Genomic DNA, 16,540 nt, shown 5'->3' with positions numbered 1-16,540 from the left:
CCCCGCGCCGGCTTTTCTTTTTAGAAGGATTTGAAACCGAAAGCAGTGTCCCGATTGAACGGGACCGACGAGGACCGAGATGACCGAACAGCTTGACGTGACCGCCCCTGCCGACCACCCTTCCGTCAAATCCGGAAAGGTCGGCATTCTGCTGGTCAATCTCGGCACGCCCGACGGCACCGACTATACCTCGATGCGCCGCTACCTGAAGGAGTTCCTGACGGACCGCCGGGTGATCGAATGGTCGCGGCTGTTCTGGTACCCGATCCTGTTCGGCATCGTGCTCAACACCCGTCCCGGCAAGGTGGGCAAGGCCTATGAGACGATCTGGAACAAGGAGCTGAACGAAAGCTACCTCAGGACCTACACCCGCAACCAGGCGCAACTGATCGCCAAAACGTTCGCCGATCGCCCTGAGGTGATCGTCGACTGGGGCATGCGCTACGGCCAGCCATCGATTGCCTCGCGCATGGAGGCGCTGCAGAAGGCCGGTTGCGAACGCATCCTCGTCTTCCCGCTCTATCCGCAATATGCGGCAGCCACGACCGCCACCGTCAACGACAAGGCCTTCGAGGCGCTTTTGAAGATGCGCTGGCAACCGGCGCTGCGCACGGTTCCGCCCTACCACGACGATCCGGTCTATATCGACGCGCTCGCGACCTCGATCGAGCGCCATCTGGCGACGCTCGACTGGGAACCGGAAGTGGTTCTGACCTCCTTCCACGGGATTCCGAAGAGCTATTTCGACAAGGGCGACCCCTATTATTGCCAATGCCAGAAGACCGCGCGGCTGCTGCGCGAAAAGCTCGGCTGGTCCAAGGAGAAGCTGCAGGTCACCTTCCAGTCGCGCTTCGGGCCCGAGGAATGGCTGCAGCCCTACACCGACAAGACGGTCGAGAAACTCGCACAGGAAGGCGTCAAGCGTATTGCCGTCATCAATCCCGGTTTCGTGTCCGACTGTCTGGAAACGCTGGAGGAGATCGCCGAGCAGGCGGCCGAGAGCTTCCACCACAATGGCGGCGACAAGTTCACCCACATTCCCTGTCTCAACGACAGCGCCGAAGGCATGGCGGTCCTCGAACACGTCGTGCGCCGCGAACTCGCCGGCTGGCTCTAGCTCCCATTCCTTGCCGCGCCGCTTGAAAACGGTGCCCCGATCACCACTTCTGGATGAATGGAACACGCACGCGCTCACCGGCGAGTGCGCGTCCCTAACATTTTGAATCTACGCGCAATCCGCGGAAACCGATTCCGGACCGACAACTATTGCGCTAAAGTGCTGTCTCGGGTCGGGATTGCAAATTTAGGGGGGCTTCTCTTGGGCGGGTTGGATTATGCGGTCATCGCATTGGTGGTGCTGATGATCATTGTGATCATCGCGATGGTTAAGACGGTACCGCAAGGCTATCGCTATACGGTCGAACGCTTCGGTCGCTATACGAAGACGATGGAGCCGGGTCTGAACGTCATCCTTCCCTTCATCGATCGGATCGGCGCCAAGATGAACGTGATGGAGCAGGTGCTCGACGTTCCGACCCAGGAGGTCATCACCAAGGACAATGCCAGCGTCTCGGCCGACGCCGTTGCCTTCTACCAGGTGCTGAACGCAGCTCAGGCCGCCTATCAGGTCGCCAATCTGGAAAACGCCATCCTCAACCTGACGATGACCAATATCCGCTCGGTCATGGGCTCGATGGATCTCGACGAACTGCTTTCCAACCGCGATACGATCAACGACCGATTGCTGCACGTTGTCGACGAGGCTGCCAGTCCCTGGGGCATCAAGATCACCCGCATCGAGATCAAGGACATCGCACCGCCGAAGGACCTTGTCGACGCCATGGCAAGACAGATGAAGGCCGAACGCGAAAAGCGCGCCCAGGTATTGGAAGCGGAAGGCTCGAGAAACGCGCAGATCCTGCGCGCCGAGGGCGCCAAGCAGTCGGCGATCCTTCAGGCCGAAGGTCAGCGCGAAGCGGCCTTCCGCGATGCGGAAGCCCGCGAACGTCTGGCCGAGGCCGAAGCCAAGGCGACTCAGATGGTCTCTGCCGCGATTGCCGCCGGCGACATCCAGGCGATCAACTACTTCGTCGCGCAGAAGTACACCGAGGCGCTCGCCTCGATCGGCACCGCCAACAACCAGAAGATCGTGCTGATGCCGATGGAAGCCTCCGCACTGATCGGCTCGCTCGGCGGTATCGGCGCCATCGCCAAGGAGGTTTTTGGCGATGGACAGACGGCACCGGCGACACGCCCGCGCCCATCGACTCCTCGGACCACGCCCGCCTTCCCGGCAGATCCCTCGCAAGGGACGTAGGCGATGATCGAACGCGCCATTCAAGAACTCGGGCCCTGGAGCTGGTGGGTTCTCGGCTTCGTGCTGCTGGCAGCCGAACTCGTGGCACCCGGCGTGTTCCTGATCTGGATCGGCATCGCCGCGCTCATTATCGGAATTCTCTCCCTTATGCTCTGGGAGACCGGCTTCTGGACGTGGCAGGTGCAGTTCGTCCTCTTCGCCGTCCTCTCGGTGGTCGCTGTGCTGCTCGGCCGCCGCTTCGTTCTGTCCTCAGCCGAAACCACCGACGAACCCTTGCTGAACCAGAGAGCGGAAAGTCTCGTCGGTCGTACCGCGGTACTGGAGAAACCGATCGCCGAGGGACGCGGCCGTATCCGGCTCGACGATACGTTCTGGATCATCGAGGGACCGGACCTGCCGGCCGGCACCCGGGTCCGCGTCGTTTCCAGCCATGGCCGAAACCTGACCGTCGAAAGCGCCTGATCGGCAAGCGGCTGATGCCACGACGTTTTTCCCATTTGGAAACGATTGCTTAACCACGTCGCTTTACGATTGCGAAAGGATTGCAATCAGGCTTCGTGGACAAACGGCATATGGTGCCAGGCTCATCTCGCTCGACCAAAGGAGACGCGCGGCGTTCGACCTCGCTGGCGTTGCTATTGGCCGGCACTGCCCTGTTCGCACCATCGTCATTGCGCGCGCAAACGGCCACGGCCCCGACGACCTCCTATGGCGTCACCACCACCCCGGCAACAGTCCCGGCCACCACGCCCGCAATCGCCGATCCGCAAACCACCGGCGCCGTCAGCGGCGACGATCTTCCGCCGGCGCAGAACGAGGATTTCCTCCGCCTCAACCAGCGGGAGCCGACGATCGATGGCCTGAGGCTTCGAACCGATACGGAGGGGTATCGTACCACGCCGGGCGTTCGCATCGGGACCTTCACGCTGCGCCCCAGCGTCAGCGAGACCATCAACCATGAATGGCGCAACGACGGTGACACCAAGACGAACCGCGGCTATCTCGAAACCGGCATCCGCGGCACCCTGACCTCCGACTGGTCGCGTCACCAGTTGACCGTCACCGGCGAAGGCATCCTGCAAAACAACATCTCAGGCGAAGGGGAGGAAGAGCCGCGCGCCGATGTAGACGCGGAACTGCGCCTCGATCTCTGGGACGAAACGATTGCACGACTCCGGGCCGGATACAGTTTCTACCGAGAAGACGCCGACGACCCGAACGCGATTTCGAACGCCAAGACCCAGTCCGCGGTCAACACCTACCGCCTCGGTGCCGCCATCGAGCGCGATTTCGGTCTGATCCGCGGTTCGGTCGGAATCGATTTCGACCGCCAAACCTATGGCGATGTCGAACTCGAAAACGGCACGACACTGTCCGAGAAGGACCGCAACCGCAACACCGGAAACTTGATTGCCCGCGTCGGCTACGAACTGTCGCCGGCGCTGATCCCGTTCCTCGAAGCCTCCGTCGGCAAGTCGCTTTACGACCTGCGCGAGGACACGTCCGGCTTCGAGCGTTCCTACCAGATCTATGCCGGACGCGGCGGTATCGAGGTCGATCTCGGCGAGAAACTCTATGGTGAGCTCGGCCTCGGCTACGAGACCTATCGCTTCGATGATGACAGGCTCGAAGACGTCAGCGGCCTGTCCGTCGACGGCCGCCTCAACTGGTCGCCGCAGCGCGGCACCGATGTGCTCTTCGCGGTTTTGACGGATCTCGATCCGTCGACGACGGCGGGCGTTTCCGGATCGATCGACTATACCTTGACCAACATCATCACCCACCAGATGCGCTCCGATCTGGTCGCACGATTGTCCAACACTCTGATCATCCGCAAATATCCGTCGGACTCCCGCTCCTCCGACGAGACGACCTGGCGCACGGGCGCAGGCCTCACCTGGGATATGAACCGTTACCTCGCATTGACCGGCGACGTCAGCTACGAGCGCACCACGCCCGACGTCGGCGATCCGACCGACATCACCCGTGTCGGCGTCGGCCTCGTCCTGCGGCGTTGAGCCAAAGGTCAGCCGCCGGCAAAGCTAGAGCGGTAACAACACTCATTGCCAGCAGCCAATGAAAAAGGCCGCATTCCTCGGGGAACGCGGCCTTCTCGTTTCGGTGGAACCGAAATTACCTCAGGCTGCCGAGCAGCGTCTTCAGCGGCCCCTCGACGCTCGGGCGGATGTCGCCGCGTTCCAGAGCAAAGGCAACGTTTGCCAGGATGAAGCCGTCCTTGGCGCCACAGTCATAGGTGTCGCCACGGAAGTGATAGGCGGCGAACTGCTGGCTGTCGGAGAGCTTGAGCATGCCATCGGTCAGCTGGATTTCGTTGCCGGCGCCGCGTTCCTGCTTTTCGAGGATCGGGAAGATCTCCGGCTGCAGGATGTAGCGGCCGTTGATGAAGAAGTTGGACGGGGCTGTGCCCGGTGCGGGCTTCTCGACCATCTTGGTGATCTTGAAACCATCGCCCACCTTGTCGCCGACGCCGACGATGCCGTATTTGTGGGCCTGGTCCGGTGCACATTCCTCGACGGCGATGACGTTGCCGCCGCTCTGCTCATAGAGCTCGACCATGCCCTTGAGGCAGCCCTTTTCGCCCTTCATGATCATGTCCGGCAAGAGCAGCGCAAACGGCTCGTTGCCGACGAGGTCACGGGCGCACCAGACCGCGTGGCCGAGGCCGAGCGGGGCCTGCTGGCGGGTAAAGCTGGTCGTGCCGGCCTTCGGCAGAATGCTGTCGAGCAGGGCGATCTCGGCCTTCTTGTTGCGCTCGCGCAGCGTCTGATCGAGCTCGACCTGAATGTCGAAATAATCCTCGATCACCGCCTTGCTGCGGCCCGTGACGAAGATCAGATGCTCGATGCCGGCTTCCAGCGCCTCATCGACCACATATTGAATGACCGGCTTGTCCACCACCGTCAGCATTTCCTTCGGCACGGCCTTGGTAGCCGGCAGGAAACGTGTGCCCAGCCCTGCGACTGGGAACACGGCTTTGCGGACTTTACGCTTGTCGGTCATCGATACCTCCTTGATAGGAACTCACTCATAAGTCTTACCGGATGGTCCCGGACTACAATCCGTCTGAAACCATACAGCGCTCCGTAATGGAGCCGCAATCTCTATGCCGTCAGCTGAACACAGCCTGAACCGACGGAACAAATGCATATGCGAACTCCACGACCATGGCTTGACATTTTCTACAGCGGAAGACGCCACCACAATTTCATGGTAAAGGGTTTGTTGACCACGTTTCTGTAGATTCGTTGCAATCCGGCAATGCAACAATCGCGGCCGGATCCGAAACAGGAGCCGCCGACGACTGCCCCCACCGTCGAGGCTGGCCCCAGACTGCCACCTTGCGGAGTGATTCGGGCCATGACGGCCGAAGCCCCCGCAGAGAAACGGAACCGACAGCTGATGATCAGAAACCGCAGGACGTTTTTCCGTCATATCGCAGCCGCCCTCGTCCTATCCGCCGCAACACTCGGCACCTCGCCCGCGCGCGCCGATGCCGGATTCCAGAACTGGATCAACGAATTCTACACGACGGCCGCCAAGGCCGGCATCAGCAAGTCGACCTATCGCCAGGCCTTCGCCGGCGTGAAGTCGCCTGACCAGACGGTGATCGAGAAGGCGAACTACCAGCCGGAGTTCAAGCACAAGATCTGGGAATACATCGATTCCCGCGTGAACCCGTACACCAAGCGCGTCGGCCAGGAGATGGCGACGAAGCACGCCCGCACGCTGAACGCGCTGGAAAAGCACTTCGGCGTCGACAAGACCATCCTGCTGGCGATCTGGTCGATGGAATCCAACTACGGCGCCGTGCTCGAGAAGGATGACCGCCTGCACTATGTGCCGCGCGCGCTCGCCACCCTTGCCTATGCCGATCCGAAGCGCTCGAACTACGCCAAGAAGCAGCTGATCGCCGCGCTGAAGATCCTCCAGAGCGGCGACATCACGCCGCGCGAGCTGACCGGGTCCTGGGCGGGCGCCATGGGCCACACCCAGTTCATCCCGACGAGCTACCTGCTCTATGCGGTTGACGCCGACGGCAACGGTCACCGCGACATCTGGAACTCGGTGCCCGATGCGCTGGCGACCGCCGCCAACCTTTTGAAGAAGAACGGCTGGCAGCCGGGCGAAACCTGGGGCTACGAAGTCGCGCCGCCGGCAAATGCCGCGAAATATTCCGGCCAGACGAAGACGCTCGCCGAATGGGCGTCGCTCGGCTTCGGCCGACCCAACGGCAAGGGCTTCCGCAACGGCAGCATACGCGCCGAACTCAAGCTGCCGAGCGGTGGCGAGGGTCCCGGCTTCCTGATGACCAAGAACTTCTTCGTCATCAAGCGCTACAACGCCTCCGACAGCTACGCTCTCGGCGTCGGCCTTCTTGCCGACCAGATCGCCGGCTATCAGGGCATGCAGCAGCGCTGGCCGCGTCCGGACGGATCGCTCGACATCAGCGAAAAGTTCGAACTGCAGAACCGCCTGAAGGAGCTCGGCTACTACAGCGGCGAAGTCGACGGCAATTTCGGTTCCGGCTCGAAGGCCGCGATCCAGGCGTTCCAGTCGAAGAACGGCCTGGCGCCGGACGGAGAGCCGACCCAGATGCTGCTGCGCGCCCTTCGCAACTAGCGGCTCGAAACGGTTTCACGATCGCCACATCCGTGAGATAAATGACGAGTAGCGCGCTGCACCCCGCGCGGCGCGCTGAAACGTGAGGGCGGTTGAAAACCGGCGAACACGCGATCAACGGGGCAGAAGAGCAGATGACGAGCAAGCGCCGCAACCAACCGCGCCGAACGCCCTTCGGGATTGCGACGATCTGCATCGCCGCAATGGCGATGGTCGCCGTCAGCCTCTTTGCAAGCTTTGCCGAGGCGCAGGAGCGCGCCCAGCGGCGCACCCTGTTCCAGATGCTCTTCGGCGGCTTGTCGCGCGAGCGGCCGGTTCTTGAAGACCGCTCCTATTTCCCTGAGCAGCCGCGCCCGAAACGCCAACGCCAGCAGCAACAGCAGCGCCAGAAGGGCCAGGGGCAACAGAAGCAGAAGCCGAAGATCGCCGATGCACCGGCAGTCGCGCCGGTGGTGGTGGAGAAAGCGCCCGACGCCAAGAAGGTTCTGGTCGTCGGCGACTTCATGGCCGGCAGCCTCGGCGACGGCCTGAAGACCGCCTTCGAGATGACGCCCGGCATCGCCGTCGAGACACGGGCGAACGGCTCGTCCGGCCTGGTGCGCGAAGATTACTTCAACTGGCCGGGTACCCTTCCCGGCTACGTCGGCGAATTAAAGCCATCCGTGATCATCATCAGCCTCGGTGCCAACGACCGGCAGCAGATGCAGATGGGCGACGTCAAGGAGAAGTTCCGCAGCGATATCTGGAACGAGGAGTATCGCAAGCGCGTCAATGCGCTGGCGGCCCTTGCCCGCAAGGAGAAGCTGCCGGTTCTCTGGGTCGGCATGCCGCCGTTCCAGTCCGCCGCAATGACCGCCGACATGGTGACCTTCAACGGCATCTATCGCGAGGAAATCGAGAAGGTCGGCGGCCAGTTTGTCGACATCTGGGATGGCTTCGTCGACGAGGGCGGCAAATTCGTCCTGACCGGCTCCGACATCAACGGCCAGCAGGTTCGTCTGCGCGGCGCCGATGGCATCAACCTCACCAAGGCCGGCAAGCGCAAGCTGGCTTTCTACGTCGAGAAGGACATTCGGCGGTTGCTCGGCGATGCCGCCGCGACGGACAAGAACGTGCCCGGGGCAGGCGAACTCAAGGACCTGGTGGTGACGGCGCCGCTTGGCAACGAGGATATCGTCAAGACCCAGCCGATCGGCTTGACCGATCCGGCCCTGGATGGCGCCGGCTCCCTGCTTGGCAACGCCGCACCGGACAAGGGCAACGGCAAGAGCCCGCGCGACCTTTTGGTTGACAAGGGGGATGTCGCCGCCGCACCGACCGGCCGCGTCGATGACTTCCGCCTGTCGAAGCCAAGCACTGTCATCAGCAATCCGGTGATCCGCAACTAAAGCCTGTCGCGCAAAAGTGCGCAGCGGTTTTGCGGTATGCGATATATCAAAAACTTAAAGCGCAAGGAGCGAATCTGAAAGATCGCGACGCGCTTAAGAGCAATTCCAGGAAAAGTGTGAAGCGGTTTTCCGTCCGGAATTGCGCTATTTCAAAGACTTAGATCATTTCACCGTTTCGACGAAAAAATGAAATCATCTAGAACCAGCCGCGCCCAAGGCTGTCGAGCCTCCGGCAACAGCCCACAAAAAAGCCCCGCATCGCTGCGGGGCTTTTTTCATGCTTGGGAGTAAACCGTTTATCGCGGCAGGGTGGTTGAGCCCATCAGCGCCTCGTCGATCGCACGGGCGGCCTGGCGGCCTTCGCGGATCGCCCAGACGACCAGAGACTGGCCGCGGCGCACGTCGCCGGCGGTCCAGAGCTTCTCGACCGAGGTCTTGTAGTCGCGCTCGTTGGCAACCACGTTGGTCGAGCCGCGGCGGTCGGTGTTGAGCGTCAGCTTGTCGCCGAGATCCTTCAGCACGCTGCTGGTAAACGGACCGCGGAAGCCGATGGCGATGAAGGCAAGATCCGCCTTGATGATGAACTCCGTGCCGGCGACCGGCTTGCGGCGATCGTCCACCTGGCAGCACTTCACGCCGGTGAGGGTGCCATCCTCGTCGCCGATGAATTCGAGCGTTGCCACCTGGAACTCGCGGATAGCCCCTTCGGCCTGGCTGGACGAGGTGCGCATCTTCGTTGCCCAGAACGGCCAGACGGCAAGCTTGTCTTCCTTTTCCGGTGGCTGCGGGCGGATGTCGAGCTGGGTCACTTTGACCGCGCCCTGGCGGAAGGCGGTGCCGACGCAGTCCGACGCGGTATCGCCACCGCCGACGACCACGATGTGCTTGCCGCCGGCGAGGATCGGCTGCGACGGCCAGCCGACGCTGTCGATGTTCTCGCGGCCGACGCGGCGGTTCTGCTGCACGAGATAGGGCATCGCATCATGCACGCCAGCGAATTCGACACCGGGGATGCCCGCATCACGCGGCGTCTCCGAACCGCCGCAGTAAAGCACGGCATCGTGGTCGTCGAGCAGGCGCTGCATCGGCACGTCAACGCCGACATTGATGCCGCAGTGGAAGGTGACGCCTTCGCCCTTCATCTGTTCGACGCGGCGGTCGATGAAGTTCTTCTCCATCTTGAAGTCCGGAATGCCGTAGCGCAGCAGGCCGCCGGCCTTGGTCTCGCGCTCGTAGACGTGAACTTCGTGGCCGGCGCGGGCAAGCTGCTGGCCTGCCGCCATGCCGGCCGGGCCTGAGCCGATGACCGCGACCTTCTTGCCGGTCTTGGTGACGGCCGGCTGCGGCACGATGTAGCCCATCTCATAGGCCTTGTCGGCGATCGCCTGTTCGATCGTCTTGATCGCCACCGGCGTGTCTTCGAGGTTCAGCGTGCAGGCTTCCTCGCACGGCGCCGGGCAGACGCGGCCGGTGAATTCCGGGAAGTTGTTGGTCGAATGCAGGTTGCGGATCGCCTCATCCCAGTTGCCGTTGTAGACGAGGTCGTTCCAGTCCGGGATCTGGTTGTGCACCGGGCAGCCGGTCGGCCCATGGCAATAGGGGATGCCACAGTCCATGCAGCGAGCAGCCTGCTTCTGCACTTCCGGTTCTGACATCGGAATGGTGAATTCACGGAAATGGCGAATGCGGTCGGATGCCGGCTGGTACTTTGCCACTTGCCGGTCGATCTCGAGAAATCCAGTTACCTTACCCATCGTACTATCCTGAAAGCTTTGCGTCTGAACAGGCGCTTTTGACAAGCGCGCGTGAGGGACCCCCGAACCAGTCTGTGATGAACCGGGAGCCTTGGTCACCGGGGCCTCCTACTCAGCCGCCTCTGCCATTTTCATGCGTTCCATATCCTCGAGCGCACGGCGGTATTCGACCGGCATGACCTTGCGGAATTTCGGCCGGTAATCCGTCCAGTGATCGAGAATCTCCTTCGCCCGGGGCGAACCCGTGTGGTGAAGGTGGTTGGATATCAGCTGATAGAGCCGCTCTTCATCGTGGCGCGTCATGTCGCCGGAGACGTCGACCATGCCCTTGTGCATGATGTCGCCGCCGTGGTGATGCAGCTTCTCGAGCATGTCGTCCTCTTCCGGAACCGGCTGCAACTCGACCATCGCCATGTTGCAACGACGGGCGAAATCGCCTTCCTCGTCCAGCACGTAGGCAACGCCGCCGGACATGCCGGCCGCGAAGTTGCGGCCCGTCGTGCCGAGAACGACGACGACGCCGCCGGTCATGTATTCGCAGCCATGGTCACCCACGCCCTCGACGACCGCGACCGCACCGGAGTTGCGCACGGCGAAGCGCTCGCCGGCAACGCCGTTGAAGTAGCACTCGCCCGAGATCGCGCCATAAAGCACGGTGTTGCCGACGACGATCGATTCCTGCGGAACGATCGTCGCGTTTTCCGGCGGCCGGACGATGATGCGTCCGCCCGAAAGACCCTTGCCGACATAGTCGTTGCCGTCGCCCACCAGGTCGAAGGTGATACCGCGTGCCAGGAACGCGGCGAAGGACTGGCCGGCCGTGCCCCTCAGGGTCACGTGGATGGTGTCGTCCTTCAGGCCCTTGTGGCCCCAGCGCTTGGCAAGCGCACCGGCGAGCATCGCACCGGCCGAGCGGTCGACGTTCTTGATCGCAGCTTCGATCTTGACCGGCGCCTTGGTTTCGAGCGCGACCTTGGCTTCCTCGATCAGCTTGCGGTCGAGAATGTCGTCGATCGGGTGCTTCTGGCGTGTGGTCCAGTAGGTCTCTTCCTTGGCGGCTTCCACCTTGTGGAAGATCTTCGAGAAGTCGAGGCCGTTCGCCTTCCAGTGGGCAAGCGCACCGTCCTTTTCGAGCAGCTCGGAGGCACCGATGATCTCGTCAAGCTTGCGCACACCAAGCGAAGCCAGGATCTCGCGCACTTCCTCGGCGACGAAGAAGAAGTAGTTGATGACGTGCTCGGCCGTGCCCTTGAAGCGCTTGCGCAGAACCGGGTCCTGGGTGGCGACACCGACGGGACAGGTGTTGAGATGGCACTTGCGCATCATGATGCAGCCGGCAGCGATCAGCGGCGCGGTGGCAAAGCCGAACTCATCGGCACCGAGCAGCGCCCCGATGATGACGTCACGGCCGGTCTTGAGACCGCCGTCGACCTGAAGGGCGACGCGCGAACGCAGGCCGTTCAAGACCAGCGTCTGCTGGGTTTCGGCAAGACCGATTTCCCACGGGCTGCCGGCGTGCTTCAGCGATGTCAGCGGCGAGGCGCCGGTGCCGCCGTCGAAGCCGGCGACGGTGATGTGGTCGGCGCGCGCCTTGGCGACGCCGGCGGCAACCGTGCCGACGCCGACTTCCGAGACGAGCTTGACCGAGACGTCCGCTTCCGGATTGACGTTCTTCAGATCGTAGATCAGCTGCGCCAGATCTTCGATCGAATAGATGTCGTGGTGCGGCGGCGGCGAGATCAGGCCGACGCCCGGGGTCGAGTGACGGGTCTTGGCAACTGTCGCATCGACCTTGTGGCCGGGCAGCTGACCGCCTTCGCCGGGCTTGGCGCCCTGCGCCACCTTGATCTGCAGCATGTCGGCATTGACCAGGTATTCCGTGGTCACGCCGAAGCGGCCGGAGGCGATCTGCTTGATCGCCGAGCGCTCGGGGTTCATCGAACCGTCCGGCAGCGGCAGGTAACGGTCGCTCTCCTCACCGCCCTCGCCGGTATTCGACTTGCCGCCGATCCGGTTCATGGCGATTGCGAGCGTCGTATGCGCCTCGCGGCTGATCGAGCCGAAGGACATGGCACCGGTCGAGAAGCGCTTGACGATGTCGGTAGCCGGCTCGACCTCGTCGACCGAGATCGGCTTGCGGCCGAGAGCCTCGGCGCTCTTCACCGTGAACAGGCCGCGAATGGTGTTCATGCGTAGCGCCGAGTTGTTCACCATCTCGGAGAATTCGCGATAGCGGTCCTGCGCGTTGCCGCGCACGGCATGCTGCAGAGATGCGATCGCGTCCGGGGTCCAGGCGTGGCTTTCACCGCGCATGCGGAAGGCATATTCGCCGCCGATGTCGAGCGTGTTGGCAAGAACCGGGTCGGCACCGAACGCCGCCTTGTGGCGGGCGACGGTCTCGGCCGCGATCTCTTCGAGGCCGATGCCTTCGATCGTCGTCGCCGTGCCGAAGAAGAACTGGTTGACCAGCTTCGACGACAGACCGACGGCGTCGAAGATCTGCGCGCCGCAATAGGACTGGTAGGTTGAAATGCCCATCTTGGACATGACCTTGAGGATGCCCTTGCCGACGGCCTTGATGTAGCGATAGACGACCTCGCTCGCATCGACCTCCTTCGGGAACTCGCCGCGCTTGTGCATGTCGATCAGCGTATCGAAGGCGAGATAGGGGTTGATCGCCTCGGCGCCGTAGCCGGCGAGCAGGCAGAAGTGGTGCACTTCGCGTGGTTCGCCGGACTCGAGCACGATGCCGACCGAGGTGCGCAGGCCCTTGCGGATCAGGTGGTGGTGCACGGCGGCGGTCGCAAGCAATGCCGGGATCGCCACGCGGTCCGGACCGACCTGACGATCAGAGAGCACGATGATGTTGTAGCCGCCCTTCACCGCCGCTTCCGCGCGTTCGCAGAGACGGTCGAGCATATCGGGCATGCCTTCGGCACCGCGCGAAATGTCATAGGTGAAGTCGAGCGTCTTGGTGTCGAAGCGATCCTCGGTGTGACCGATCGAGCGGATCTTTTCGAGATCGCCATTGGTCAGGATCGGCTGGCGCACCTCGAGCCGCTTGGCATGGGCCATGCCCTCGTGATCGAGGATGTTCGGGCGCGGTCCGATGAAGGAGACGAGGCTCATCACCAGCTCTTCGCGGATCGGGTCGATCGGCGGGTTGGTAACCTGCGCGAAGTTCTGCTTGAAATAGGTATAGAGCAGCTTGCGCTTGTCCGACATCGCCGAGATCGGCGTATCGGTGCCCATCGAGCCGATCGCCTCCTGGCCGGTCGTCGCCATCGGCGACATCAGGATCTTGGTGTCTTCGAGCGTGTAGCCGAAGGCCTGCTGGCGGTCGATGAGCGAGACGTCGCGACGCAGCGCGCGCGGCTCCACCGGCTTCAGCTCTTCGAGGATGAGCTGGGTGTCTTCAAGCCACTTGCTATAGGGGTGCTTCTGGGCGAGCGAGGACTTCACCTCCTCGTCGGAGATGATGCGGCCCTGCTCCATATCGATCAGCAGCATCTTGCCCGGCTGCAGGCGCCACTTCTTGACGATCTTGTCCTCGTCGACCGGCAGCACGCCGGATTCCGAAGCAAGGATGACGCGATCATCAGAGGTGACGATGTAGCGGGCCGGACGCAGGCCGTTGCGGTCGAGCGTCGCGCCGATCTGGCGGCCATCGGTGAAGGCGACTGCCGCCGGTCCGTCCCACGGCTCCATCAGCGCCGCATGGTATTCGTAGAAAGCCTTGCGCTCGGGCGACATCAGCTGGTTGCCGGCCCAGGCTTCCGGGATCAGCATCATGACAGCATGCGACAGCGAGTAGCCGCCCTGCACCAGGAACTCGAGCGCGTTGTCGAAACAGGCGGTGTCCGACTGGCCTTCATAGGAGATCGGCCAGAGCTTGGAGATATCCTCGCCGAAGAGCGGCGAAGATACCGACGCCTGACGCGCCGCCATCCAGTTGACGTTGCCGCGCAGCGTGTTGATTTCGCCGTTATGCGCGACCATGCGGTAGGGATGCGCGAGCTTCCACGACGGGAAGGTGTTGGTCGAGAAGCGCTGGTGCACGAGCGCCACCGCGCTCTCAAACCGCGGATCGGACAGGTCCTTGTAATAGGCGCCGACCTGATAGGCGAGGAACATGCCCTTGTAGACGATCGTCGAGGACGACAGCGATACCGGGTAGAAATTGCTCTCCTCGCCCTTGTATTCGTCATAGATGCGGTTGGAGATCACCTTGCGCAGCGTGAAGAGACGACGCTCGAACTCGGGGTTCGTGGCGGCGTCGCGGCCGGCACCGATGAAGATCTGGACATGGCGCGGCTCGGTCGCGGCAATCTCGGGCGCCTTCGACAGCGACGCGTTGTCGACCGGCACGTCGCGGTAGCCGATGAGCACCTGGCCCTCTTCGGCGACGACGTCCTTGATCACCTGCTTGAAGTGTTCGACGAGCGCATCGTCCTGCGGCATGAAGATATGGCCGACGGCGTACTCGCCCGCCTTCGGCAGGGTGATGCCCTGCTTGGCCATCTCCTCGCGGAAGAAGCGGTCGGGAATCTGCACGAGAATGCCCGCGCCGTCGCCCATCAGCGGGTCGGCACCGACGGCACCGCGGTGCGTCAGGTTTTCGAGCATGAACAGGCCGTCGCGCACGATCTGGTGCGACTTCTGACCCTTCATATGCGCGACGAAACCGACGCCGCAGGCGTCATGTTCGTTGCGCGGATCGTAGAGACCCTGTTTTCGCGGCAGGCCAGTCGGGAATGCGGGCGTTTTTTCAGCCGTCGCAACGCTGTGTGCGAGGTTGAGCCCAGATTGCTGTGATGGCGAATGATCCGTCATCGTTTTCCCTCCTGTTAAACCCGGCACCGCCGGGCATGGCACCGCCCGCGCATGGCTCTTCGTTGCGCGCAAAGGCACGCCAAAAAGCCGGGGCACTATCGTCTCATGATCCTGATCAGGTCGCAAATAAGCACGGCATCATCAGGCACTGATGTCTGCGACCATCCTGACGGCAGGCGATAACAACCGGATGAAATCCGGCAAATCCCCCCGCTTCGCACGCCGGGTGCCATTTTTTTAGGCACTCGCGGCGATTGTTCCGGTCCCTAGACCGAAATAGGACAGCAAACCTGTCCTATTTCATGTGCTCTATGCCAGAAACTACCCCCCTCCGCAAGAGGCATATCAGCAAATAATAGAGAAGATTTTGCCGAACATTGCCGGAAGTTTCCGGCTTTTATAATTTAATTACGGCTTTCCGGCGTTTTCTTCCTTTTGGTTTCAAACTGGTCTCCAGTTGGCCTTTCGGCCGCCGACCGTGATTGATCCGGCCGAGAACTCGGCTAAGGTCGGCCAAATCCGTCGAAAAGACTGTAATACAGGGTGGAATGTGATGATTTTTTCGTCTGACAACTGGGCTGGCGCCCATCCCGCGATTGCCGAAAGCCTGATGGCGCATGCCGGCGGATATGCGTCCGCCTATGGCACCAGCGAGCTTGACCGGAAGGTGGAGAAGAAGTTCGCGGAAATCTTCGAAAGGGATGTCGCAGTCTTCTTCGTCGGCACCGGAACGGCTGCCAATTCGCTGGCACTTGCGACAGCCAATCGCGCAGGCGGCATCGCCTTCTGCCATCGCGAAGCGCATGTCATCGCCGATGAATGCGGCGCGCCGGAATTCTTCTCGCACGGCGCCAGGCTGAAGCCTGTCGATGGACCGCGGGGCAAGATGGAGGCCGCGCGCCTCGAAGCCGAGATCCGGCGCTTTCCGCTCGACAATGTCCACGGTGGCCAGCCGACAGCGGTCTCGCTGACCCAGGCAACGGAAAGCGGCACGGTCTATTCGCCCTCGGAGATCGAGGCGATCGCGGCCGTTGCCAAGGCGCACAAGTTGCCGCTGCATATGGATGGTGCCCGCTTCGCCAATGCGCTCGTCGGCCTTGGCGCAACGCCCGCTGAAATGACCTGGAAGCGCGGTGTCGATCTCGTCTCCTTCGGCGGCACCAAGAACGGCTGCTGGTGCGCCGAAGCGCTGGTGCTCTTCGATCTCGCGAAGGCGCACGAAATGCATTTCCTGCGCAAGCGCTCGGCCCAACTCTTCTCCAAGTCGCGTTTCGTCTCCGCACAGTTCGACGCCTACTTCGCCGGCGATCTCTGGCTGAACCTCGCGCGCCATGCCAACGCGATGGCTGCACGCCTCGCCGAGGGCATCGCCGCCTCGAAGACGAGCCGCCTCGCCTGGCAGGCGGACGCCAACGAGGTTTTCCCCATCATCAGGAAAGACGTGGCCACGAAGCTCAGGCAGGATGGCGCCGTCTTCTACGACTGGCCCGTGCCCCACGACCTCGATGGAAGTCTTGCGCCGGATCAGGGTCTCTACCGCCTCGTGACCAGCTTTGCGACGAAGGCCGACGACGTCGACCGGTTCGTCGCCGCGTGCTGAAGCAGTT

Annotated in this window: 10 protein-coding genes; 7 read left to right on the top strand and 3 right to left on the bottom strand. The window is 62.5% G+C overall.

Annotated features, from left to right (window positions below; all coding sequences use genetic code 11):
• Positions 1 to 79: 79 nt before the first annotated feature.
• The 4 genes from hemH to ASE60_RS26795 all read left to right on the top strand — a co-directional run bounded on the left by hemH (position 80) and on the right by ASE60_RS26795 (position 4,335).
• Positions 80 to 1,117 carry a ferrochelatase gene (gene hemH / locus ASE60_RS26810; RefSeq protein WP_057254634.1) on the top strand — a complete coding sequence of 346 codons (1,038 nt, stop codon included), beginning with the start codon at positions 80 to 82 and terminating at the stop codon, positions 1,115 to 1,117.
• 201 nt (positions 1,118 to 1,318) lie between these two features.
• Positions 1,319 to 2,317 carry an SPFH domain-containing protein gene (locus tag ASE60_RS26805; protein WP_156414729.1) on the top strand — a complete coding sequence of 333 codons (999 nt, stop codon included), beginning with the start codon at positions 1,319 to 1,321 and terminating at the stop codon, positions 2,315 to 2,317.
• A 3-nt stretch (positions 2,318 to 2,320) separates the two neighbouring features.
• The gene (locus ASE60_RS26800; RefSeq protein WP_057254633.1) at positions 2,321 to 2,779 is read left to right on the top strand and encodes an NfeD family protein; all 459 of its coding nucleotides are present in this window, start codon (positions 2,321 to 2,323) and stop codon (positions 2,777 to 2,779) included.
• A 110-nt stretch (positions 2,780 to 2,889) separates the two neighbouring features.
• Positions 2,890 to 4,335, top strand: coding sequence for an outer membrane beta-barrel protein (locus ASE60_RS26795; RefSeq protein ID WP_057254632.1), 1,446 nt, complete (start codon positions 2,890 to 2,892; stop codon positions 4,333 to 4,335).
• A gap of 115 nt (positions 4,336 to 4,450) precedes the next feature.
• Here the strand turns inward: ASE60_RS26795 and galU are convergent, their stop codons facing one another.
• Positions 4,451 to 5,338, bottom strand: a complete 888-nt coding sequence (gene galU, locus ASE60_RS26790; protein WP_057254631.1) for a UTP--glucose-1-phosphate uridylyltransferase GalU — start codon at positions 5,336 to 5,338, stop codon at positions 4,451 to 4,453.
• A gap of 399 nt (positions 5,339 to 5,737) precedes the next feature.
• Here galU and ASE60_RS26785 point away from each other — a divergent pair, with 399 nt between their 5' ends.
• Positions 5,738 to 6,958 (top strand): lytic murein transglycosylase, encoded by a 1,221-nt coding sequence (locus tag ASE60_RS26785; RefSeq protein ID WP_057254829.1) that lies wholly within the window; start codon positions 5,738 to 5,740, stop codon positions 6,956 to 6,958.
• A 134-nt stretch (positions 6,959 to 7,092) separates the two neighbouring features.
• Positions 7,093 to 8,346, top strand: coding sequence for a DUF459 domain-containing protein (locus ASE60_RS26780; RefSeq protein WP_057254828.1), 1,254 nt, complete (start codon positions 7,093 to 7,095; stop codon positions 8,344 to 8,346).
• Between the two features lie 296 nt (positions 8,347 to 8,642).
• Here ASE60_RS26780 and ASE60_RS26775 read toward each other — a convergent pair whose 3' ends face one another.
• Entirely contained in the window at positions 8,643 to 10,100 is a 1,458-nt protein-coding gene (locus ASE60_RS26775) for a glutamate synthase subunit beta (protein ID WP_057254630.1), read from the bottom strand.
• Between the two features lie 108 nt (positions 10,101 to 10,208).
• Entirely contained in the window at positions 10,209 to 14,933 is a 4,725-nt protein-coding gene (gene gltB, locus ASE60_RS26770; protein ID WP_057254629.1) for a glutamate synthase large subunit, read from the bottom strand.
• A 553-nt stretch (positions 14,934 to 15,486) separates the two neighbouring features.
• Here gltB and ASE60_RS26765 point away from each other — a divergent pair.
• Entirely contained in the window at positions 15,487 to 16,533 is a 1,047-nt protein-coding gene (locus ASE60_RS26765; protein WP_057254628.1) for a low specificity L-threonine aldolase, read from the top strand.
• Positions 16,534 to 16,540: the final 7 nt, after the last annotated feature.

The organism is Ensifer sp. Root278, from assembly GCF_001429285.1.
Lineage (GTDB): Bacteria > Pseudomonadota > Alphaproteobacteria > Rhizobiales > Rhizobiaceae > Ensifer.
The sequence above is the reverse complement of the archived record's forward strand: the minus strand, read 5'-3'. Positions and strand labels throughout refer to the sequence as shown.